Source organism: Kitasatospora sp. CB01950 (assembly GCF_001905465.1).
Taxonomy (GTDB): Bacteria; Actinomycetota; Actinomycetes; order Streptomycetales; family Streptomycetaceae; genus Kitasatospora.
The window spans coordinates 346565-368968 of the sequence record NZ_LISX01000003.1 but is presented as its reverse complement, the minus strand read 5'-3'; the positions used below and the strand labels follow the sequence as shown (position 1 = coordinate 368968).

18 protein-coding genes are annotated in these 22404 nt (G+C 72.1%); 6 read left to right on the top strand and 12 right to left on the bottom strand.

The features are described from left to right. Window positions 1-380: 380 nt before the first annotated feature. The 3 genes from AMK19_RS35105 to AMK19_RS10060 all read left to right on the top strand — a co-directional run bounded on the left by AMK19_RS35105 (window position 381) and on the right by AMK19_RS10060 (window position 5270). Window positions 381-1571 carry an alpha/beta hydrolase family protein gene (locus AMK19_RS35105; RefSeq protein WP_073810219.1) on the top strand — a complete coding sequence of 397 codons (1191 nt, stop codon included), beginning with the start codon at window positions 381-383 and terminating at the stop codon, window positions 1569-1571. 335 nt (window positions 1572-1906) lie between these two features. Continuing rightward, entirely contained in the window at window positions 1907-3397 is a 1491-nt protein-coding gene (locus AMK19_RS10065) for a Dyp-type peroxidase (RefSeq protein WP_073810217.1), read from the top strand. 40 nt (window positions 3398-3437) lie between these two features. Further along, the gene (locus tag AMK19_RS10060) at window positions 3438-5270 is read left to right on the top strand and encodes an alpha-keto acid decarboxylase family protein (protein WP_073810216.1); all 1833 of its coding nucleotides are present in this window, start codon (window positions 3438-3440) and stop codon (window positions 5268-5270) included. A gap of 70 nt (window positions 5271-5340) precedes the next feature. Here AMK19_RS10060 and AMK19_RS35100 read toward each other — a convergent pair whose 3' ends face one another. From AMK19_RS35100 to AMK19_RS10045, 3 genes are all read right to left on the bottom strand, one after another. Beyond that, window positions 5341-6570 (bottom strand): C40 family peptidase, encoded by a 1230-nt coding sequence (locus tag AMK19_RS35100; RefSeq protein WP_158071882.1) that lies wholly within the window; start codon window positions 6568-6570, stop codon window positions 5341-5343. 209 nt (window positions 6571-6779) lie between these two features. Next, on the bottom strand, window positions 6780-8132 hold the full coding sequence (locus AMK19_RS10050) for a GH1 family beta-glucosidase (protein WP_073810213.1): 1353 nt from the start codon (window positions 8130-8132) through the stop codon (window positions 6780-6782). Window positions 8133-8343: 211 nt separating this feature from the next. Next, window positions 8344-8787 carry a hypothetical protein gene (locus AMK19_RS10045; RefSeq protein WP_073810211.1) on the bottom strand — a complete coding sequence of 148 codons (444 nt, stop codon included), beginning with the start codon at window positions 8785-8787 and terminating at the stop codon, window positions 8344-8346. 320 nt (window positions 8788-9107) lie between these two features. On the opposite strand from AMK19_RS10045, the gene AMK19_RS10040 reads away from it, so the two are divergent. Next, on the top strand, window positions 9108-10070 hold the full coding sequence (locus AMK19_RS10040) for a phosphatidylinositol-specific phospholipase C (RefSeq protein ID WP_073810210.1): 963 nt from the start codon (window positions 9108-9110) through the stop codon (window positions 10068-10070). A 233-nt stretch (window positions 10071-10303) separates the two neighbouring features. Here AMK19_RS10040 and AMK19_RS10035 read toward each other — a convergent pair whose 3' ends face one another. The 4 genes from AMK19_RS10035 to AMK19_RS10020 form a co-directional block, all read right to left on the bottom strand. Then, window positions 10304-11392 carry an arylcarboxylate reductase gene (locus tag AMK19_RS10035; RefSeq protein ID WP_073810208.1) on the bottom strand — a complete coding sequence of 363 codons (1089 nt, stop codon included), beginning with the start codon at window positions 11390-11392 and terminating at the stop codon, window positions 10304-10306. Then, window positions 11389-12375: a malonyl transferase gene (locus tag AMK19_RS10030; protein WP_073810207.1), complete on the bottom strand. Its 987-nt coding sequence runs from the start codon at window positions 12373-12375 to the stop codon at window positions 11389-11391. Before AMK19_RS10030 ends, AMK19_RS10035 begins: the two co-directional genes overlap by 4 nt. A gap of 260 nt (window positions 12376-12635) precedes the next feature. Continuing rightward, entirely contained in the window at window positions 12636-12860 is a 225-nt protein-coding gene (locus tag AMK19_RS37060; RefSeq protein WP_241844325.1) for a LuxR C-terminal-related transcriptional regulator, read from the bottom strand. A gap of 155 nt (window positions 12861-13015) precedes the next feature. Further along, window positions 13016-13774: a thioesterase II family protein gene (locus AMK19_RS10020; RefSeq protein ID WP_073810203.1), complete on the bottom strand. Its 759-nt coding sequence runs from the start codon at window positions 13772-13774 to the stop codon at window positions 13016-13018. Between the two features lie 489 nt (window positions 13775-14263). Here AMK19_RS10020 and AMK19_RS10015 point away from each other — a divergent pair, with 489 nt between their 5' ends. Next, window positions 14264-16093, top strand: a complete 1830-nt coding sequence (locus tag AMK19_RS10015; protein WP_274536969.1) for an AfsR/SARP family transcriptional regulator — start codon at window positions 14264-14266, stop codon at window positions 16091-16093. A gap of 111 nt (window positions 16094-16204) precedes the next feature. Next, complete coding sequence (locus tag AMK19_RS10010) at window positions 16205-16867, top strand: class I SAM-dependent methyltransferase (protein ID WP_073810200.1); 663 nt, start codon at window positions 16205-16207, stop codon at window positions 16865-16867. Between the two features lie 41 nt (window positions 16868-16908). On the opposite strand, the gene AMK19_RS10005 is transcribed toward AMK19_RS10010, so the two are convergent. From AMK19_RS10005 to AMK19_RS37055, 5 genes are all read right to left on the bottom strand, one after another. Continuing rightward, window positions 16909-18009: an HAD-IIIC family phosphatase gene (locus tag AMK19_RS10005; RefSeq protein WP_073810199.1), complete on the bottom strand. Its 1101-nt coding sequence runs from the start codon at window positions 18007-18009 to the stop codon at window positions 16909-16911. 35 nt (window positions 18010-18044) lie between these two features. Then, window positions 18045-19160 carry an acyl-CoA dehydrogenase family protein gene (locus AMK19_RS10000; protein ID WP_073810197.1) on the bottom strand — a complete coding sequence of 372 codons (1116 nt, stop codon included), beginning with the start codon at window positions 19158-19160 and terminating at the stop codon, window positions 18045-18047. Then, window positions 19153-19434: an acyl carrier protein gene (locus AMK19_RS09995; RefSeq protein ID WP_073810195.1), complete on the bottom strand. Its 282-nt coding sequence runs from the start codon at window positions 19432-19434 to the stop codon at window positions 19153-19155. The genes AMK19_RS10000 and AMK19_RS09995 overlap by 8 nt, the downstream gene beginning before the upstream one ends. Before the next feature lie 35 nt (window positions 19435-19469). Next, the gene (locus AMK19_RS09990) at window positions 19470-20354 is read right to left on the bottom strand and encodes a 3-hydroxyacyl-CoA dehydrogenase family protein (protein WP_198953282.1); all 885 of its coding nucleotides are present in this window, start codon (window positions 20352-20354) and stop codon (window positions 19470-19472) included. Further along, window positions 20351-22404: type I polyketide synthase (locus AMK19_RS37055; RefSeq protein ID WP_241844322.1), on the bottom strand; the 2054-nt coding region annotated here is incomplete at its 5' end. The genes AMK19_RS37055 and AMK19_RS09990, both read right to left, overlap by 4 nt.

Here is a 22404-nt window from a genome sequence, read left to right as displayed (position 1 = left end):
GAAGGCAACGGGAGCATCAACTCCGGTAAAGGCCGCCGGAATTTCCGTCGACGGCCCGCCCCCACCCCGGAGGCGCGGCACCCATTCGATCCGGCATACGGCATCGTCCTTCCGCTCGGGGAAACGGGCATGACCGACCGTCACTGCACGCCACGGCGCGCGGCAGGGCCGCTCGTCCGATCTATGCGCGTCAACAGGTGACCACCATGATTGCGCACTGTCAACCGTGACGCCAGAGTGGTGCGTCCCCGATCAAGTCTCCTCCCGCCGACGCACCCTCCCCTAGGGGGCCGCCGCTCCGCCCCGGCCCGCCCTCGGTGGAATCCCTTACATCTCTGACGTGACGTCAACTCCCGTACTGGCAACCTACGGTGATCGCCATGACCGCACTCCGTCGCACCGCCGCCGCAGCAGCCCTGCTGCTCGCCCTCCCGCTGTCCGTCGTCGCCGCCGCACCCGCACTGGCCGCGCCCGCCCCGGCCACCGCCTCCGCCTCCGCCTCCGCCTCCGCCACTGTCACGGCGGGGGTGCACGTCGAACTCCCGCGTCCCACCGGGCCGTACGCGGTCGGACGGCAGATCCTGCACCTGGTGGACCGGAACCGCACCGACCCGTGGGTGCCGTCCGCGGGCCCGCGCCAGCTGATGGTGTCGATGTACTACCCCGCCGAGCGGGGCACCGGCGGGCCCGCCCCGTACATGACGCCCGAAGCGGCCCGGCTGATGCTCGACCTGAAGGTGCCCGGCAACACCGTCCCCACCGAGGCGGTCACCGGCACCCGGACCTGGTCCCGGACCGACGCGCTCCCGCAGCACGGCCGCTTCCCGCTCGTGGTGCTCTCCCCCGGCTTCACCATGCCGCGCACCGAACTGACCGCCCTGGCCGAGGACTTGACCAGCCGCGGATACGTCGTCGCCCTGGTCGACCACACCTACGAGAACTCCGGAGAGACCTTCCCCGACGGCCACACCACCACCTGTGTCATGTGCGGCAGGCTGACCCCGGACGACTGGGCCGGGCTGGACGAGAGCCGGGCCAAGGACATCTCCTTCGTCATCGACCAGCTCACCGCCCGCCCGCACCCGGCCTGGCAGTACGCGCACCTGATCGACCGCGACCGGATCGGCACCGGCGGCCACTCGGCCGGCGGCGCGGCGGCCGTACCCGCCCTGGCCTCCGACCCCCGGATCCGCGCCGGCGTGAACCTCGACGGCAGCATGGACTCCCCCGTCCCCGCCACCGGCCTGCACGGCAAGGCCTTCATGATGATCGGCCACCCGCTGGACGGCCCCGAGGACCCCAGCTGGACGGACACCTGGGAGCGCCTCGACGGCTGGAAGCGCTGGCTGACGATGGACGGCTCCAACCACAGCACCTTCACCGACATTCCGTTCTTCGCCGAGGCGCTGGGCATCCCGCAGCCTCCCGGCACCACCGTCACCGGCGCCCGCGGCCTCCAGCTGACCCGCCAGTACGTGGCGGCGTTCTTCGACCTCCAGCTGAAGGGCAGGCCGCAGCCGCTCCTCGACGGGCCGACCGCCGCCAACCCGGAGATGAGCTTCCACCCGTAACCTCCGCCCGCAGCCCCCACACCTGACCCCGCCCGTTCCCAACCCGAGGCCGCCGGCACACCGCCGGCGGCCTCACCCGTTCCCGGCCCCGGCCCCGGCCCCGGCCCCGTTCGACTCGGATCCGTTCGGTTCGACTCGGATCCGTTCGGTTCGATTCGGATCCGTTCGGTTCGGTTCGGTGACGCACCATCGGCCCGCCCGAAGGCCCCTGCGGCTCCCGGCGGCGTTCGGAAGGCCGATGTCCGGTTGGCGGCGCGCGCGACCGCCCGGCAACGTGGAGTGTCGAGCCGACCGCGCCATGTGATCAGCCGTGCCTGCGACCGAGGAGCCCGCGCGTGACCACCACCTCCGCCCGTCCCACCGCCGTCCCGTCCGTCGAACAGCTCCCCCGGCCGAAGCTCCGCACCGACACCGACATCCAGGGCAACATCCTGGCGGCGTTCAACAAGGACTTCACCGACTTCCGTTACCTGCACTTCCCGGACGCCGCCACGGGCCGCGGCTGGCTCTCCGCGATCCTCAACACCGTCGCGACGACCGTCGAGACCGAGGACTTCAACGAGCAGTTCTCGCTGGCCCGCCGCGCTTTCGGCCGCGACCCGCTGATGACCACCGTCCGCTGCGGCGTCTCCCTCACCTTCGACGGCCTGATCACCGTCGCCGCCAAGCCCGACCAGGTCGGGAAGGACCTCGCCGCCTTCCCCGCGTTCACCGCGGGCGCGGCCGCCCGGGCCGCCGACCTCGGCGACACCGGCGACAGCGACCCGAAGACCTGGCTGTTCGGCGCGGGCACCGGCGACCAGGTCGTGCACGCCGTCCTGATCGTCGCCGCGGACACCGAGGAACTGCTGACCGAGAAGCTGAAGAACCTCGACGCCGTCGAACACGCCCACCGGATCGGCCGCGTCCACGTCGACCGGGGCCGCACCCTGACCGGCGCGCTCCGCGGACACGAGCACTTCGGCTACAAGGACGGCATCTCGCAGCCCGGCGTGAAGGACTTCCACCGCGAGGACCCCGACCGCAAGGGCATCCGCGACAACCGCGCCGGCACCGAGATGATCGAACCCGGCGAGTTCGTCTTCGGCCACAAGAGCGAAGCGGGCGACCGCGCGGCGCCCGCCTGGATGAAGAACGGCTCGCTCCAGGTGGTGCGCCGCCTGCGCCAGGACGTCGCGGGCTGGAACCGCGCGGTGAGCGACGGCGTCAAGGAGTTCACCGGGACGATGGACGCCACCCGCCTCGGCTCCTGCCTGGTCGGCCGGCTCAAGGACGGCACCCCGCTCGCCCCGGCCCGCGACACCGTCACCGGGCTCGGCTCCGACCGCAACGACTTCGACTACCTCAACGACCCTGCCGGCCGGCACACCCCGTGGGTCGCGCACATCCGCCGCACCCACCCCCGCGCCTTCGCCGGCGTCAACGACCACAAACCCCGCAGCCACCGCCTGATGCGCCGCGGCATCCCGTACGGCCCCGAGTTCAAGGGCGGCGCGGACGACCGCAAGGACCGCGGGCTGATGTTCGTCTGCTACGGCACCTCGCTGGAGCAGCAGTTCGAGCTGCTCCAGCAGCACTGGGCCGACAACCCCGACTTCACCCCCGGCGACCCGAAGGCCGGGAAGACCACGCCCAACGGCCTCGACAAGGTCGTCGGCCTCGCCGGGCCCGCCTCGATCGGTCTGGAGGACGGCACCCACGGCACCGTCGACATGAAGCGCTTCGTCCGCACCACCGGCGCGCTCTACGCCTTCACCCCGTCGATCAGCACCCTGCGCCTGCTGGCCGAGGGCCGGAACCTGCCCAACAAGCCCGTCGGTTCCTGACGGACCGTCAACTCAACTGTTCCGGAGAGGAATTGACCACATGAGCAGCGAAGGCGAGTGGACGGTCGGCCGCTACCTGGCCACCAGGCTCGAACAACTGGGCATCCGGCACCTGTTCGGCGTGCCGGGCGACTTCCTCGGCCCGTTCCTGTCGATCATGCAGGACACCACCGCGGTGCGCTGGGTCGGCACCCCGACCGAGATGGGCAGCGGCTACGCGGCGGACGCGTACGCCCGGGTGCGCTCCGCGGACTGCCCCCCGGACCGGCCCGACCAGGGCGCGGCCGCCGTCGCGGTGACGTACAGCGTGGGCGCGTTCAGCCTGCTCAACACCGTCGGCGGCGCGTACGTCGAGGACATCCCGCTGATCGCGATCAACGCCGGCCCGACGTACGAGCAGTGGCTCAACTTCCAGGCGGTGGGCCTGCTCACCTCGCACATGAGCCCGCGCCGGGAGAGCAACCTCGACGTGTACCGGCAGGTCACCGTCGACGCGCAGGTGCTCTCCAACCCGGGGCTCGCGCCGTCCCAGATCGACAGCGCGATCACCGCGTGCCTGACCGAGCGCAAGCCGGTCTACCTGGAGGTCATGGAGGACCTCTGGCACGCGCCGTGCGAACCGCCGCAGGGCGAACTCCGGGCGCACGCGCGGCCGTTCACCACTCGCAACCAGCAGATCCTGGACAAGGCCGTCGCGGCGGCGGTCGAGCTGATCCACTCCTTCGGGACGCCGATCGTCTGGGCCGGCGAGGAACTCGTCCGCCAGCGGCTGGAAGCCGAGCTGCTGCAGTTCGTCGAGTCCACCGAGATCCAGTTCTGCACCACCGTCGGTGCGAAGTCCGTGGTCTCCGAGCGGCACCCGAAGTTCGCCGGCGTCTACAACGGCAAGGCGAGCCTGCCGGAGATCTACCGGACGTTCCAGCACGCGGGCTGCCGGATCGGCCTCGGCACCTGGTCCACCTCCAAGAACCTCAACGGCGAACAGTCCATCGGCGACGACTGGATCGTCGCGGCCCGGGGCGGCGTCAGCGTCGGCGCCATGTACTTCCCCGACGTCCAACTCGGCCGCTTCGTCCCCGCGTTGAGCGCCGCCCTCGCGGGCCGCACCTTCGCCGACGACCACTTCGCGCTCGCCCGCGCGGCCGGCCTGGACGTCCCCGCCACCACCGCCGCGTTCCTCGACTCGCTGACCGGTGGCGACTACCCGACGGAACTCACCTACGACAGCTTCTTCCAGCACATCAACGAGTTCCTCGAACACCGGGCCACCGGCGGCGACCCCGACGCCCCCTCCCCGTTCACCGTGGTCTCCGACGCGGCGTTCGCCCTGCTCGGTTCGATGAACCTGCGCATCACCGAACGCTCCGGCTTCCTCGCCCAGAACAGCTGGCTGTCCATCGGCTACTCCGTCGGCGCCGCCACCGGCGTCGCCCTCGGCCGGCAGCAGCCGCTCAAGCGGCCCATGGTCTTCGTCGGCGACGGCTCGTTCCAGGAGATCTGCCAGGAACTCTCCACCCAGGTCCGCCGGCACCTGCGGTCGGTGATCTTCGTCCTCGACAACGAGGGCTTCTACGGCATCGAGCAAATGCTGGTCGCGCCCTGCTACTTCAAGAGCCCGACCTCCGACGGCGCCGACTTCTACAACGTCCTGCACCCGTGGCGCTACGAGAAGCTCGCCGAGGTCTTCGGCTCCGAGAAGGACCGCATGCACGGCTTCGACCTCACCACCCACGCCGAACTCGACGCCCTCCTCACCGACCTCGCCGACCCCACCAACGACCTCAACCACGCCCCCGTCCTGGCCCGCATCCGCCTGGGCCGGCACGACTACCCCCGGGCCCTCCAGTACAAGATCGACGAGAACTGCCCGTAGAACTCCCCCTTCTGCGCGCGCGTCGGCCCCCGTCCATGACCGAAGGACGGGGGCCGACGCACATCCGGTCCTAGCAGTTCGGGATGGTCGTGCCGTTGTTGTCCTTGGCCACGTCGTTGCCCCAGCGCGACAGGTAGAACGCCGACACCCACTGACCCGACGGGCCGACATCCGGGTCCGTCTTCAACCACCAGTGGTTGTAGCTGCCGCCGCTCGACACCTCACGGCCCCACACCTTGCAGTACACGTAGTTGGCGCCCTGGTACAGCGTCCCCGTGGCGGTGGCGCTGCCGGAGCTCGCGGACGCGTACACCGGAACGTTGGCGTAAGTGTCCACCCAGTACTTGCCGGTGGGTGCCGGGGTGCTGCCGCCGGAGCAGTCCGGGACGGTCGTGCCGTTGTTGTCCTTGGCCACGTCGTTGCCCCAGCGCGACAGGTAGAACGCCGACACCCACTGACCCGACGGGCCGACATCGGGGTCGGTCTTGAACCACCAGTGGTTGTAGCTGCCGCCGCTCGACACCTCACGGCCCCACGCCTTGCAGTACACGTAGTTGGTGCCCTGGTAGAGCGTCCCGGTGCTGCTGGTGGAGGTCGGCGAGGCGTACACCGGCGCGTTGGCGAAGGTGTCCACCCAGTACTGGCCGCCGCCCGCCGGCGGCGGGGTCGGCGTGGGAGCGGTGTTGCCGGAGCCGTACAGCCGGATCGCGCCGTAGTAGTCGCCGTGCGAGGAGAGCGCCGCCACCTGCACGTAGCCCCCGGAGTACGGGGCCTCGACGATCCAGCCCTGGCCCAGGTACATCGCCACGTGATGGATCGTCGAGGCGGTGCCGCCGAAGTACACCAGGTCGCCCGGAAGCAGCGGCGCCGTCCCGTCCCCCCGGTAGTACCGGGCCACCGCCCGCGAGGTCGGCCACTGCGTCCGCGTGGTGCCGTTGATCACGTCGGCGCCCACCGCGAGCGAGTAGGCGTACCGCACCATCCCGGAACAGTCCAGGCCGCGGACGTTGCAGTCGTTCGGCGCGCCGTTGGACGAGTCGCAGATCCCGTACGTCGGACCGGGCTGCGAGCCGTGCCCGCCGCCCCACGAGTACGGGGTCCCGATCAGCCCGCAGGCCGAACGGACCGCCGAAGCCGCCTGCGGAGCCGCCCCGCCGGACAGCACCCCGCAGGAGGGCGCGGCCTCGGCCGCCTGCACCCCGACGAAGAACACCCCGACCGACACCAGCACCGACACCAGAGCCGCCCACCGCAACGGGGCCACCAGCCACCGCCGGAGAACGTTTACGCGCGTAGTCATAGCCGCGGATCCTTCCGGCGACCCCCGCCCCACCACTATGGGTGCCCGCCACAGAAGATCTGACGCCTTGTTGGTCCGCGCCACATTGTGCGCTCCACGTCGCATGAGCAGGCCCGTACGCTGCACCAACGCTATCAACGAAGCCCCGGCGAACACAGCGGAAACCCGAACTTGCCGCCCCATGACCGGCCGTGAAGCACCTTCGTCAACTACCGTCCGTGGCGGGCGACATGATCACCAATCAGATCCCGGTACCAGGCGTACGACGCCCTCGGGGTGCGCACCTGGGTGTCGAAGTCGACGTGCACCAGGCCGAAGCGCTGACTGAAGCCCTCCGCCCACTCGAAGTTGTCGAGCAGCGACCAGGTGTAGTAGCCGCGGACGTCGATGCCGTCGGCGGCGGCGCGGGCCAGGGCGTCGAGGTGGCCGGCCAGGTACGCGATGCGGTCGCTGTCGTCGAGGGGGTCGGTGTCGGCCGCGTCGTCGGTGGAGCAGCCGTTCTCGGTGATCGTGATCGGCGGCAGCGCGTCGCCGTAGCGCTCGCGCAGCCCCACGAGCAGCTCGTGCAGCCCGTCCGGGACGACGGGCCACCCGAAGTGGGTGTGCGGCACGCCTTCGATCGGGGCCTGCGTGAACGGCAGTCCCGGGTCGGTGGGGGCGGCGATCCGGGTGGGGTTGTAGTAGTTCACCCCGAGCCCGTCGAGCCCCGGCCGCGCGATCAGCTCCAGGTCGCCGTCCCGCACCGCGCCGTGCAGGTCCTCGCCCACCCCGTACGCGGACAGGTCCGGGTAGCGGCCCAGCAGCAGCGGGTCCATGAACAGCCGGTTGTGCAGCGCGTCGTAGGCGTCGGCGGCGGCCCGGTCCTCCGCGGCCTCGCTCGCGGCCCGAACGGGCGTCAGGTTGTTGGCGATCAGGACGTCGAGGCCGCGCGAGCGCAGGTCGGCGGCGGCCAGTCCGTGGCCGAGGAGCTGGTGGTGGGCGACGGGCAGCGCGTCCAGCATCAGCCCGCGGCCCGGCGCGTGGATCCCCAGCGCGTACCCGAACACCATGTGCACGAACGGCTCGTTCAACGTGATCCAGGCCGGCACCCGGTCCCCGAGCCGGTCCGCCACCAGCGCCGCGTACTCGGCGAACCGGAAAGCGGTTTCCCGTTGCATCCAGCCGCCCTCGTCCTCCAACGCCTGCGGCAGATCCCAGTGGAACAACGTCGGCAGCGGCGCGATCCCCGCCTCCAACAGCCCGTCCACCAACCGCTCGTAGAAGTCCAGCCCGGCCGCGTTCGCCTTCCCCCGCCCCTCCGGCTGCACCCGCGACCACGCCACCGAGAACCGGTACCCGTCCAGCCCGAGACCCTTCATGAGCGCGACGTCCTCGGGCCAGCGACGGTAATGGTCGCAGGCCACCCGCCCGCTGTCCCCGTTCTTCACCGCCCCCGGCCGCTCACAGAAGGCGTCCCAGATCGACGGACCCCGGCCGTCCTCCTCCACCGCGCCCTCGATCTGGTAGGCGGCGGTGGATACGCCCCACCGGAAGCCGGCGGGAAGGTCGTAACGGTCCGTCATGAGGGTCCTTCCACACAGCACGAGTCACATAATGCGAGCAGTGCTCATGTTAGGAAGCCGGACAGCGCGGGTCCAGAGGCGGGTACAGCCCGATCCGCCGCCCCACCGACCACTCGCACACCGCCACTGCCTCGCACGGATCCGCGCCGGCGGGCGCTGCACACGCCCTCCGGCGACGGGCCGCCACGGACCCACCGCGGCGCCTGGGAACTCAGCCGAGCCCGAAGTGGATTCCCTCCCCGGGCTCCCGAATGGAGATCTGGTCGGGGACGGCCTCGAACAGGACGAGCAGCACGTCGGGGCCGGCGTGCGGCGGTCGGGGCGACTGCCCCGGGGCGGGCGCCGGGTCGGGCGTGTGGAGCTGCGCCACACCGTTCGACCAGGCGAATCGGGCCGTGCACGCCACGCCGGCACTGTTCACAACGGGCAGCTCGGACGGAACGTACTTCCCGTCGCTCACGACGACCACGGGCCGGCCGTCCCGGTACTCGATCGACAGGGTCGCGATGTCCTCGGGCTCGACCTGGTCCGCCGGGATCAACGTCGGCTCGGGCGCAGCCGCCCCGGGGGGCGCAGACAGCCCGAGGTTCGCCATCTGCTCGGGTGACATCTGCACCTTGGCGGGGCCCTTGGCGTTGGGCTCGGTCTCGGACACGGCGTCTCCTCACTGAGCGGCCCGCTGCCGCCACGCCGACATCGTCCCATGACGGAGCGTCAGCATTCCGTCACCGACGCCCGACAGGGAGCACGACCTCACCGCGCCCACCTTCCACGCACTCGCCGTCCTGCGGCAGGCCGGCCCCGCCCACCGGCCGCCATCGACATGTCGAAGCGGGGCGACGAGCGCGGCGCTCGGCCGGAAGGGCGGCCGCAGCCGGGAGATGCCCCGGGCCTCGGCCGCCGCATATCCCCGGAACAGACTGGGCATGAACGGGACAACATTCGGGCAGGGTCGACGAAACCCGGGGGAATCCCATGGCCATCGCACGCCGCACGCTGCTGACCCGCGGCGCCCTCGCCGCCGTCGCCACCGCGTTCGGCGGCCTCCTCCCGACGTCCACCGCCCGCGCGGCGGCCGGCTCCGCCGGCACGCCCGGCGGGAAGCCCACCGCCGACTGGATGTCGTACCTCGCGCCGGAGCGCTCCCTTCTCGGTCTGACCGTTCCCGGCACCCACGACTCCTGCTGCACCGACCCCGCCCACGGCACCGAGTGGTCCCACACCCAGAACTGGGGCGTCCCCGAGCAACTCACCCAGGGTGTCCGGTTCCTCGACATCCGGTGCAACGGCCTGCAGGGAACGGCCGACGAACTCGGCATCTACCACTCCGACGCCTACCAGTACGTCCGCCTCCAGGACGTCCTGGACCAGTGCCGCGCCTTCCTGACGTCCCATCAGGGCGAGACGCTCGTCATGCGACTCAAGAACGAGAACGCGGGCGGCCAGGCCCTGGACGCCGCCGAGTTCCGCCGCCGGGTCAACCACTACCTCGACGACCTCGGGTACCGCGGCCTCTTCCACCTCTACGGCTGGCCCACCCTCGGCGCCGCCCGCGGACGGATCGTGCTGCTCGCCGACTTCGCCAACGACTGGGGCCTGATCCAGTGGTCCAGCGGCACGAACCAGTACGTCCGTACCCAGGACCTCTGGCAGACCGACCAGTTGTTCCCGCTGCGGGTCAAGGGCCGGGCGATCACCCAGCAGTTCGACGCCGCGACCGCCGACCCCGACTCCCCGCAGATGTACATCAACTTCCTCAGCTACGCCGGCGGCCTGTGGCCCAGGACCGCCGAACAGACGCTGATGGACCAGTCCGTCCGCCCCTACCTGGCCGCCCGTACCGGCCGAGCCGCCCGCTACGGCATCGTCCCGATGGACTTCCCCGACCTCCACGTCGACGTCCTGCAGATGCTCATCGACAAGAACTTCGTCGCCTGATCGCGGTTGCCGGCTCCGGGACCGGAGCTGCTGTTCCTTCGTCTTGAGACCGGTGTGCCCCTTACCGCCCCTCGCGGTGGGCTGCGGCGTAGAGGGCGGCGGCCCTCCACGACACCCTCCGCCGTCCGCACCCTCGGCTGTTCGGACATGATCCTCTTCCTCGCCGGGCACATCCCACCGGACCGCGACCCGGCCTCCGCCGAAGTGGCGACACGACATGTCGCCACGACGGTTCAGTAGAGGCCCTCGGGGGACGAGTTGGCGATCTGGAGGGGCCGGACGTTGGCGACGCCGTCGGTGGGCCAGTGGTCGGTCGGGTGCCGGAGGGCCTGGTCGCGTTCCAGGATGTTGGGGAGGAAGAGGTCCTCGTGGAGGACGGTCAGCCGTACCTGGCCGACCGTGCCGGGGGCGACCAGGGTCGAGGGGTCGCCCTTGTCGACCACCGCCATGGTGACCTGCGGGTAGTTCGGGACGTAGCTGATCAGTTCGCCGTCCCGCTCGATGTCCAGGAGGGCCGCGTTGCCGAAGGTGTTGCCGTAGGTCAGTCCGCAGATCCCGCCCTGCAGGGCGGTGGTGAAGGTCCGGTACATGTCGGCGCTGATCTGGGTGCCGCTCAGGCGTACGCCGTCGAGGGCGGCGACCAGTTCGGGCCGGTGCCGGCGGAGGGCCTGGAACAGGGCCGGGGTGGTGTTGACGTAGTGGACCCGGCCCTGCTTGAGGACGTCGGTGATCTGCTCCAGCAGGTGGGTGGTGTAGTCGTCGACCTCGGCCATGCGGCCCGCCCGGATGAGGCGCTTCACCCACCGGGGGTCCATGTCCACGGCGTACACCTGGCCGGCGTGGAGTTCGGAGACCTCGTGGACGCCGTTCCCGATCAGGTGCGGTCCGGTGGGGGTGGCCTGCAGCCAGGTGCGGCCCGGGGCGAAGCCTTCCCTGACGAAGGACCAGCGGCGCCAGAGCGCCCGGTGCAGCAGCATGTCGGGGGTGTAGAACGCCCGGCAGGGGGTGCCGGTGGTGCCGCCGCTGTCCCAGACCCGTCCGGCGAGCGGCCTGGGCACCGACAGCGGGACGAGGTCCGCGGGGTCCTCCACGCGCAGCCGGTCGAGCGGGAACGGGCCGAAGGCTCCGAGCTGGTCGTGACGGGTGATGTCGCGGGGGTCGAAGTCCAGCCGGGCGGCCTGCCCGAGCCAGTAGGGGCTTCCGGTCACCGGGTCGAAGTGCCGCCGGACCACCCTGCGGGTCCACTCGTCGAGGTCGGTGTCCAGCCATCGCGCGATCTGGGCGTCCGGGTCGGCGCGGGTCGCGGCGGTCGCGGCGGTCACGACAGGACCGGGGCGCCGGAGAGGTCGATGCCGAGGTCGTAGGCGGTGGTCAGGGCCTGCTCGATGTGCTCGGGCCGCTCGATGTGCACCACCGGGAAGGGGAACGCGAGGATGCCCTCGGGGATCGAGGGGCCCATCACCAGCCCGAGTTGGACGCCCTGCTCCTTCATCCCGGTGTAGACGTCGACCAGGCTGATCGGGTCCGTGGAGTTGCGCTGGAAGAGGTCCCTGACGTCGGCCGCGGTGCGCAGGACCTTGGGCTCCAGGCAGGACAGCAGGGGGATCTCGGGGTCGGCGAAGGGGATCGCGTCGATGCGCGGGGCCATGAAGTCCCGGTAGGGCCGGCGCAGCGGGGTGTGGACGGCGATGGTGCGTCCGGGGAGCGGGACGACCGTTCCCGGCGGGACCTCGGCGGCGAGCGCGCCGAGTGCTTCGGCGTGGCCGGCGAGCATCATGATGCGCTTGGTGCCGTCGGCCGTGGGGCCGAAGTCGCCCGCCAGGTGGACGCCGGGGACGTGCTCGCCGGGGTAGGAGGGGGCGCCGTCGGCGGGGTGGGAGCCGTCGCCGTCGGCGAGGGAGGAGAAGGCGATGGCTATCCCCTGCTGCGGGTCGTCGGCGGACGGCTCCGGGGTGTCGCGGGAGGAGGCCAGCATCTCGAACAGTTCCCGTCGTCCCAGCGACCCGGCGAGGCAGCTGGCGGTCATCGCGCCGAGGCTGAGGCCGCCGATGGCCGCGGGGCGCAGGTTGAACGAGGCGAGGACGTCGTGCACGCCGATCGCGAGGGCGGCTTCGCGGACCGTGCCGACGCTCTGGCGCTCCTCCTGGGCGGTCGGGAGGTCCTCCTCCAGGATCTGTCCGACCGTCAGCCCGGTCCACGCGGCGACCTGTTCGTACCAGCTCTGCACGACCTCGTAGGTCCGGTAGAGCTCCAGGCCGTGCGGCTCGGTCCCGACTCCGCCGCCGAACAGGTACCCCAGACTCATGACTACTCCTGTGAATCAGTGTGATCAGTGTGATCACTATGAAAGGAGGGGACAGTGGTGCGGCCCGGGCGTGGTGCAGCAGATGTGGGCCCGACAGCACAATGCCGCAGAATCCGGCGTTCGACCAGACGCTCGGGAACCCGTCGCGCGGCGCGATATCTATACGATATCCGGGTCTGGGAAAATGTCTGCAAGCATACCGGCGGAGTGCATTCACCGCCCCGGGAACGGGCTTTTTCGCTCCGCTCTCTTCCAGGACTCTAGGACTCGAGGAATTCCGGGAGAACGCGAGGTGGCCACATTCCGACGCTCAGCACACCGAGGGAATGCGCCCGGGAGACCAGGGCGGGCCGGTTCGCGGCCTGGAAACGGCGCATCATCAGCCCGATGCGGTACTCGATGCCCTGCGGGCTCAGATAGAGCAATGCCGCCAGCCGGGCGGTCGAGGTGCCGACCGCGACGCCTTCCAGGATGCGGACGTCCACGGCGGTCAGCCGCAGGACGCCCGCGCCGCCGGCCGGGCCCCCACCGGCCGGACGGGCGGCGGACCCTGGCCGCGGCGGCCGCCGCACGGGCTTGATCTGCTCAGTGGTCGCTGACAGTGTCACTTCTCGGTCCCCCCTCCTTGTCGTCCGTGTTCTCAGGTCCGCAGCGTGCCGGCGAGGTGGTCGCGGAGCATGCCGGTCACCTCGTCCGCCCGGCTGCTGAGGTAGAAGTGCCCGCCGGGGAAGACCTTGAGGTCGAAGGCGCCCGTCGTGCGGTCGCGCCAGTGCCCGGCCTCGGGGACCGGCGTCCAGGGGTCCTGGTCCCCCACCACGGCGGTGACCGGGCAGGTGACCGCGGCGTCGCGGTCGGCCCGGTAGGCCCCCAGGGCCTGGTAGTCGCCGCGCAGCGCGGGCAGCACCATCCCCAGCAGTTCCTCGTCCTCCAGGAACCGGGCGTCGGTGCCGCCCATCGCCTTGGCCTCGGCCACGATGTCCTCGTCGTCGAGGGGGGCGTGCTCGGGCCGGTCCACGGACGGCCCTCTGCGGCCGGAGACGAAGAGGTGGTCGATCCGGCCGCCCGCGCGCTCGATCCGCCGGGCCACCTCGAAGGCGACGAGCGCGCCCATGCTGTGCCCGAAGAGAGTCAGCGGGAGGTCGTCCCAGCGGCGCAGCGCCTCGGACACGTCGTCGGCCATCCGGTGCAGGTCCTGGACCCCGGCTTCCTTCCGGCGGTCCTGCCTGCCGGGGTACTGCACGGCCAGCAGGTCGACCGGGCCGCACAGTGCGGCGGACACCGGGAAGTAGAAACTCGCCGAGCCGCCGGCGTGCGGAAAGCAGACCAGCCGGCGCGTGGCCGTGGGCGAGGGATGGAAGCGACGGCACCAGAGGTCGCTGTCCAAAGAGAGGGAGTTCATATCGGACTTTCAATCCCTTCGAAATCCGCGCGGTGCCGACGGGCGGGGTGCGGTGATCACGTGGGACATCATCCGCCCCGGCAAGCCGTCTGATGCGCGCTAATACGGGGAGCCCCGGTCGACGGCGACCGGCGAACGAGTCATGGAAACCGCATATGACAGACTGCCATACCGTCCGGAATGTCAGCAAGTACGCACCGGATCGCATCCGTCCGCTCATGTCCGGGTTCAATTCCGGCCAATCTCTTCGGCGAATGGTGAGAACTGACCCGGCCCCGACCGCCGCGATGGTACTGCGCAGCGTAAACGCGGCATCAGCGCAAGACCTGCACTCTAGGAATACATCTAGACCCGACAGGACCGCGTTGACCCGTACACGGCCACCCAAGACGCTGTAGGCAATCTTGCCCACCGGTCGTGTGATGAAGAGGTCTCCCGTTGAACTTCCTGTTGCTGGGCCCGCTGTCCGTCCGGTTGAACGCGCGTGAGGTGCACGTGTCGGCGCCGAGGCAGCGCGTGGTCATGGCAGCGCTCCTCCTCAACGCCAACCGGGTGATCTCGGTCGACCGGATCGCCGAGTACGTGTGGGACGGCGCCCCGCCGCCGAGTGCCGCCGCGACCGTCCGCACCTATGTGATGCGCCTGCGGCGGTCGCTGGGCAAGGCCTCCGCCCGGATCCTCACCCGGGCGCCCGGCTACCTCCTCGAACTCGACGAGCACGAGAGCGATCTCGGGCAGTTCACGGCCCACCGCCGGCACGCGGCGGAGCTGGCCGAGCGCGGAGACCTGGAGGGCTCCTCCGCCAAGCTGGCCGAGGCGCTCGCCCTGTGGCGCGAGGAGCCGCTGGCGGACATCCCCTCGCAGACGCTGCGCGATGTGGAGGGCCGCTACCTCCAGGAACTTCGCCTGCAGACCATCGAGCTGCGGTTCGACACGGAGCTGGCGCTGCTGCGGCACGCCGAGGTCGTGCCGGAGCTGGTGCGGCTGGTGCGGAAGCATCCCTTGCGGGAGGCCCTGGTGGGCAAGCTGATGCTGGCGCTGTTCCGCTCGGGACGGCAGTCGGAGGCCCTGGACCTCTACCGGCGCACCCGGGTGCTGCTCGTCGAGCAGCTCGGCGCCGAACCGGGCGCCGAGCTGCACGAGGTCCACCGGCGCATCCTCTCGGCCCACGACCGGCCCCGTACGCCCGACCCGCTGGAGCAGCCCGCCGCGGCCCAGGCGGCGGCCGTCGCGCCGGTGCCGGCCGCAGCCTGGGAAAGGTCCTGCTGGCCGAGTCCGGCGCAGCTTCCCTCGGTGCCGCTGCCGCTGTCGGCCCGCTCCGGTGCGCTGGCGCGGCTGCAGCACTTCCTCACGATCGGCACGATGCCCGCGGGCATGGTCGCGACGACGGTGGTGACCGGCCGGGGCGGGGTCGGCAAGAGCGCGCTGGCCCTGCACGCGGCGCACGCCGTACGCGGGTCCTCGGTGCACGGCCAGCTCTACGCGGATCTCGGCGGAGCCGCGCGGCCGCTGCCCGCCCGGGCGGTGCTGCCGCGGTTCCTCGCGGACCTCGGTGTGCCCCGGGACGAGATACCCGAGGAGGAGTCGGAACGGGAGAGCCTCTACCGCTCGCTCACCGCGGACCGCCGTCTGCTGGTGGTGCTCGACAACGCCTCCAGCACCGCACAGGTGCGGCCGCTGATACCGGGCAGCGGGGGCAGCAGGCTCCTGGTGACCAGCCGGCGTCGGCTGGCCGATCTGGAGGGGGCGCGCACCCTCCGGATCGGCCCGCTGGACGAGGCCGGGTCGCTGGAGCTGCTGGGCAGCATCGTCGGCCCGGCCAGGCTCGGCGCCGAACCGCGGGCGGCCCGTTCGGTGCTGACGGTCTGCGCGGGCCTGCCGCTGGCGATCCGGATCGCCGGGACCCGGCTGCTGGAGCGCCCGCACTGGAGCATCGGGCGCTTCGCCCAGCGGCTCACCGAGGCCCCGCGGCTGCTGGACGAACTGTGCGCGGGCGACGTCGGTGTCCGGCCCTGCCTCGACGCCGACCATGCCGGGCTCCGGCGGACGGCGCCGGCCGGGGTCGACCCGGCCGAGGTGTTCACCGCGCTGGGGGCCGCCGGGGCCTGTTCGGTCTCCAGCAGCAGGGTCGCCGTGATGGTCGGCTGCTCCGAGGACCAGGCCGAAGAGGCCCTGGACGCACTGGTCGAGGCGAACCTGCTGGGCGCGCCGACGGAAGGCCGCTACCGGCTGGACGCACTGCTGCGGGCCTACGCCCACGAGCGGGCGCAGGCGGTCGCCGTGCGGCAGCACGATCACGCGTACATGCGCGCCGGATGACCGTCCCGGCGGCCCGGCGACGGGCGCCCGGCGACCCGGTCGCCCTCCGCCCCGATCCTTTTCGACCCGCTCTCCGCCGACCCGATCCCCCTCCGAGAGGACCCCTTCGCCATGGCCGACCAGACAGCAGCCACCCGCGACCTGCTCGCCTACGTCCGGGAGGTCTCCCTCCGTGACGACGATCTGCTCAGGGAGCTGCGGGAGACCACCGCGGGCCTGCCGGGCGGGACCGCCATGCAGGTGATGGCCGAGGAGGGCCAACTGCTGGCCCTGCTGGTCGGGTTGACGGGAGCGCGTACGGTGCTGGAGATCGGCACCTTCACCGGCTACAGCACCCTGTGCATGGCCCGCGCCCTCCCGGCCGACGGCGTGCTGGTGTCCTGCGACATCGAGGAGCGGTGGCCGGCCATCGGCGCCGACTTCTGGAAGCGGGACGGGGTCGACTCGCGGGTCGACCTGCGGATCGGCGATGCCGCCGCGACCCTGGACGCGCTGCTGGCGGAGCGCGGACCGGAGAGCTTCGACCTGGTGTTCATCGACGCGGACAAGACCAACTACGTCCGCTACTACGAGAGTTCGATGGCGCTGCTGCGCGCCGGCGGTCTGATCGTGGTCGACAACACGCTCTTCTTCGGCCGGGTCGCCGATCCGAACGCGGTGGACCCGGAGACCGCCGGGGTCCGGGCTCTGAACCGGGTGCTGCACGAGGACCCCCGGGTGGAGCTGTCGCTCCTGGTGATGGCCGACGGGATCACGCTCGTCCGCAAGCGCTGACGGCGGCCGCCGGGGCCCGGGAACGCCGGGCCCCGCGGCGGTCACGACGTTCCCGGGCCCCCTTCCGGCACGCTCAGGTCGGGTGCGTCCACGCTCATGACGGTGGACACCACGCGCGGGCCGGGAACCAGGTGCAGGCGCTGGAGTCCGGTGTCCTCCGGGGTCGGTGCGAGGACGGCGGCGCACGGGCACGGGGCTTCGTCCAGGCCCTCGAAACCCGCGAACCGGTAGGCGATCTCCATCATCCGGTTGCGTTCGGTCGCCCGGAAGTCCGCGACCAGGTGGACCCCTGACCGGGCGGCGGCGTCGGCCAGCCAGTTCAGCAGGGTCGCGCCGGCGCCGTAGGCGACCACCCGGCAGGAGGTGGCGAGCAACTTGAGGTGCCACAGGCCCGGGTGCCGCTCCAGCAGCAGGACGCCGACCGCGCCGTGCGGGCCGAACCGGTCGGTGAGGGTGACCACCAGGACCTCGTGCCGGGGGTCGGTGATCAGGCCGCGCAGCACCTCGTCCGGGTAGTGGACCCCGGTCGCGTTCATCTGGCTGGTGCGCAGGGTGAGTTCCTCGACCCGGGACAGTTCCTCGCCGGTGGCCCGACCGATGCGCATCCGCAGGTCCAGGGAGCGCAGGAACTCCTCGTCGGGGCCGGGGGCGGCCGCCCGCTCGGCCTCGCGGAGGAAGCCCGCCTGGTACATCTGGCGGCGCCGCCGGGAGTCGACGGTGCTGGTCGCGGGCGTGAACTCGGCGAGTTCGGGGAGGTCGAGGACCTGCTCGGCCGGGTAGCACCGCACGTCGGGCAGGTGGAAGGCCACTTCGGCGCGTTCGGCGGGCCGGTCGTCGACGAAGGCCATGGCGGTGAGCGCGAAGTTCAGCCGGTCGGCGATCCGGCGTACCGACTCGGACTTGGCGCCCCACCCGATCTCCGGGAGGACGAAGTACTCGGCCAGGCCGAACGCCTCCAACCGGGCCCAGGCGTGCTCGTGGTCGTTGCGGCTGGCCACGGACTGGAGGATGCCGCGGGAGTCGAGCTCGATCACCACCTTGCGCACCTCGTCCGGCAGGTGCACCTCGCCGTCCTCCAGCAGGGTGCCCTGCCAGAGAGTGTCGTCCAGGTCCCAGACCAGGCACTTGACGGTGCCAGCCATGTTGTCCTTCCTCGTCTCGTCGGCCGCGGGCGCGCTCACGACGCCCCCGGGGCGGAGAGGGCGTGCTGCGCCAGCATCAGCCGGCACATCTCGTTGCTGCCCTCGATGATCTCCATCAGCTTGGTGTCCCGGTACGCCCGGGCCACCGCGTGCCCGTCCCGGGAGCCGGCCGAGGCCAGTACCTGGACGGCCGTCGCCGCGCCCCGGGCGGCCTGGGTCGCGCTGACGTGCTTGGCCAGCACGGTTGCCACCACCTGGTCCGGCGACCCTTCGTCCCAGCAGCGGCTGGCGTGCTCGCAGACCCGGGTGGCCACCTGCTCGGCCGTGTAGAGGTCGGCGAGGTGTCCGGCGACGAGCTGGTGCTCCGCGAGCGGCCTGCCGAACTGCTGCCGTCCGGCGGCGTGCGCGGTGGCCGCCGCCAGACAGGCCCGCAGGATGCCCACGCACCCCCAGGCGACGGACATCCGCCCGTAGGCCAGCGCGGTCGTCACCAGCAGGGCGGGCGGCAGTGCGTGACCGCCCAGGACGCTGTCGGCCGGCAGCCGCACCCCGTCGAGGTGGACGTCGGCGTGTCCGGCCGCGCGGCAGCCGAGCGGGTCGGCGATCCGCTCGATCCGGACGCCGGGCGTGTCGGCGGGCACCACCACGGCCACCGCGCCGTCCTCGTGACGGCCGACGATCACCAGCAGGTCGGCGTAGTGGGCGGCGGTCACCCACTTCTTGTGTCCGTCGACGACGACCGTGTCGCCGTCGCGGCGGACGGTCGTCGTCATCGCCGCGAGGTCGCTGCCGGCGCCGGGCTCGCTGAAGCCGACCGCCGCCAGTTCGCCGCCGGTCAGCCGGGGGAGGTGGGCGGCCGCCTGCTCGGCGGTGCCCAGGCGCTGGATGGTCCAGGCCGCCATGCCCTGGGAGGTCATCACGCTGCGCAGCGAGCTGCACAGGCTTCCCACGTGGGCGGTGTACGCGCCGCTGTGCATGCTGCCGAGCCCCCAACCGCCGTACTGCTCAGGGACTTCGGCGCACAGCCGGCCCTCGGCGCCCAGTTCGCGGAGCAGGTCCCGCGGGATGAGGCCGGTCCGGTCCCACTCCCCCGCCAGGTCGCCGACCCGCAGGGTGACGGAGGTCATCGCGCTGCTCAGGTCGTCACCCATGCTGGCCCCCGGCGGCGGGCACCCGGAGCCGGCCCACCAGCTCGGCCATCCGCCGTACGGTGCGGAAGTTGTCCAGCCGCAGGTCCGCGCCGCGGACGGCGATGGCGTAGGTCTTCTCCAGGTGCACCACCACCTGCATGGCGAAGAGAGAGGACAGGCCGCCGGCGTCGAACAGGTCGGTGTCGGCGTCCCAGGCGGTTCCGGTGCGTCCTTCCAGGAATCCCAGCAGTTCCTTCTCCAGGTCGTGGGTGTCGGGCGTGTTCGCTGCGGTCATGGCTGTCTCCTCGTCGGGGTGATCGGTCGGGGTGATCAGGTGTAGTCGTAGAAGCCGCGCCCGGACTTGCGGCCCAGCCGGCCCTCGCGGACGAGCCGGAGCAGCAGTTCGGCGGGGCGGCAGCCGTCGTCGCCGGTGCGTTCGTGGAGCACGGTGAGGGAGTCGACGAGGTTGTCGATGCCGATCAGGTCCGCGGTGCGCAGCGGGCCGGTGGGATGTCCCAGGCAGCCCTGCATCAGGGCGTCGACGTCCTCGGCGCTCGCCGTGCCCTGCTCCACGACCCGGGCCGCGTCGTTGATCATCGGGTGCAGGATGCGGCTGGTCACGAAGCCGGGTGCGTCCCGGACGACCACCGCCCGCCGCCGCAGTGCCTTGAGCAGGGCCGCCACGGCGTCCATCGCGGCGTCCCCGGTCCTGGCGCCGCGGACCACTTCGGCGGTTCCGATCAGGTAGGGCGGGTTCATGAAGTGGGTGCCGACCAGTTCCTCCGGCCGTTCCAGGGCCCCGGCCAGTTCGTCGACGGGGATGGAGGAGGTGTTGGTGATCAGCAGGGTTCCGGGCCGGACCAGTCCGGAGACCTCGGACAGGACGGCGGCCTTGATCGCGGCGTTCTCGGTGACCGCCTCGACGACGGCGGTGGCTCCGGCGGCGGCCTTGAGCGAGGTGCCGGTGGCCAGGGCGCCGCGGGGCGTGCCGTCGGGCAGGGCGCCCATCAGTTCGGCCAGCCGGAGTTCGCCGTCGATCAGGTCCGCGGCCCGGTCGAGCCGTTCCCGGTCGACGTCGACCAGGTGGACCGGCAGGCCGTGTCCGAGGGCGAGGACGGTGATTCCGACGCCCATCACCCCGGCTCCCAGCACAGTGAGGGCCTGTCGTGGGGCGGAATCGTCGAACGGGGTCAACGGGTTCTCCTTCGTTTTCACCGGGCACCGGGGGTGCGGAGGGTGCTGCCGAGCCAGTCGGCGACGGCGTCGCCGGTGGTCGCGACATGCTGTTCCATGATCGAGAAGTGGTCTCCGGGGACGTCGACGACGGAGTCGGCGCCGGCCCAGGTCGAGCGCCAGTCACCGGCTTCGGCGGACGGGCGGCCGAGCGGGGTGGAGGCGCGGACCAGCAGCAGCGGGGCGCGGACCGCCGGGGGCTTCCAGTCGTCGAGCAGCCGGAAGTAGCCGCCCATCGCGGTCAGCCGGGTCCCGTCCATCGGGGCCGCCCGGTCCTCGCGGGCGAACATGCCGCCCAGCAGGACGTCGTTGAACTGGGTGATGCCCTGGTTGTCGGAGAGGTAGGTGTCCAGCAGCACCACGGCCGCCGGGCCCTCGCCGCGCTGCTCCAGCGCGGCGGCCACGCCGTGGGCGAGCGTGCCGCCGGAGGAGGAGCCGGCCAGCACGAACGTCCGTCCGGGCAGTTCCCGGAGCAGTGTCGTCGCCTGGAAGTCCAGCAGGGCCGCCATGTCGGCCGGCAGTTCCTCCTCGGGAACGAATCCGGGGGCGTCGAGGGCGGCGACGGCGTAGCGGTCCCGGAAGCAGGCGGCGAAGCGGGCGTACTGGTGGGCGCCGCCGAGCGCGACGACGGAGCCGAAGCAGACCAGTACGGGGGCGTCGGCGCGCTCGTTCAGGCGCAGCAGCCTCGGGCCGGTGCCGGCGGCCGCGAGGTCGCTGCCGCTGTGGAAGGCCGGGCGCAGGGCGGAGGCGGTCTTGAGCAGGGCGATGCCCTCGTCGATCCGGCCGAGTGCGCAGGCCCGGCGGAACAGCACGCTCACCGGGTCGGCGTCGGAATCGGCTGTTCCGGGCGCGGGTGCCGTTTCGGGCCGGGGGGTGTCTTCCGCCCGGGCCTCGGCGGCGAGGCGCGCCGCGAGCGCGGCGGGGGTGCCGCTGTCGAAGACGGCGGAGGGCCGTAGCCGCAGTCCGGTGACGGCGGCCAGCCGGTTGCGGAGCTCGACCGCAGTCAACGAGTCGAATCCGACGGAGAGGAAGGGCACCGTCGCGGACAGCGCCCCGGAGTCGGTGTGGCCGAGGACCTCGGCGGCCTCGGCGAGGACGAGTTCGCGCAGGACCAGCTCGCGTGCCGGTGCGTCGGCGGCGACGTCGAGCCGTTGCCGCAGCGCTGCGGCGGCGTTCGGCGTCCCCTTCGCCCCGGTCGTCGCGGTCGGGCTGCGCCGGACCAGGGAGCGCAGCATCGGGTGCACCGGGCCGTCGCCGCGCACGGTGAGGTCGAGATGGGCCAGGACGACGGGACTCCCGTCTCCCGGCGGGGCGGCGTCCGGGGCGCACACGGTGTCCAGCAGGGCCATGGCCTCCTGGTCGGACAGGGCGCGGGCGCCGCGCCGGTCGATGCGCTGCCGTTCGGGGCCGCCGAGCTCCGCCGTCATCCCGCTCACCCGCTCCCAGGGCCCCCAGGCCAGGGACAGGCCGGGGAGCCCGAGCCGTCGGCGTTCCGCGGCGAGGGCGTCGAGCGCGGCGTTGGCGGCCGAGTAGGACGCCTGGCCGGGGCTGCCCAGCACACCAGCGGCGGAGGAGAAGACGACGAACGCGGCGAGGTCCGCTCCGCGCGTCAGCCGGTCGAGGTGGTGGGCGGCGTCGACCTTGGGCCGCAGGACGGCGGTCATCCGCTCCCCCGTCAGCCCGTCCAGCAGGCCGTCGTCGAGCACTCCGGCGGTGTGGACCACGGCACACAGCGGATGGCGTTCGGGGATGGCCGCCAGGGCGGCGGCCAGGGCCTGACGGTCGGACACATCACAGCTGGAGGCGGTCAGTTCGGCTCCGGCCTCGGCCAGCTCCGCCGTCAGCTCCGGCATGCCGGGGGCGTCGGCGCCGCGGCGGCTCAGCACAAGGAGGTGGCGCACCCCGTGCGCGGCGACCAGATGGCGCGCCAGGACGCCCGCGAGAGCGCCGCCGCCGCTCAGCAGGACCGTCCCCTCGGCCGACCCGAACGGGCCGGCCGACCGGGTCTCGGTCGCGGGGGCGGTGGCGGGGG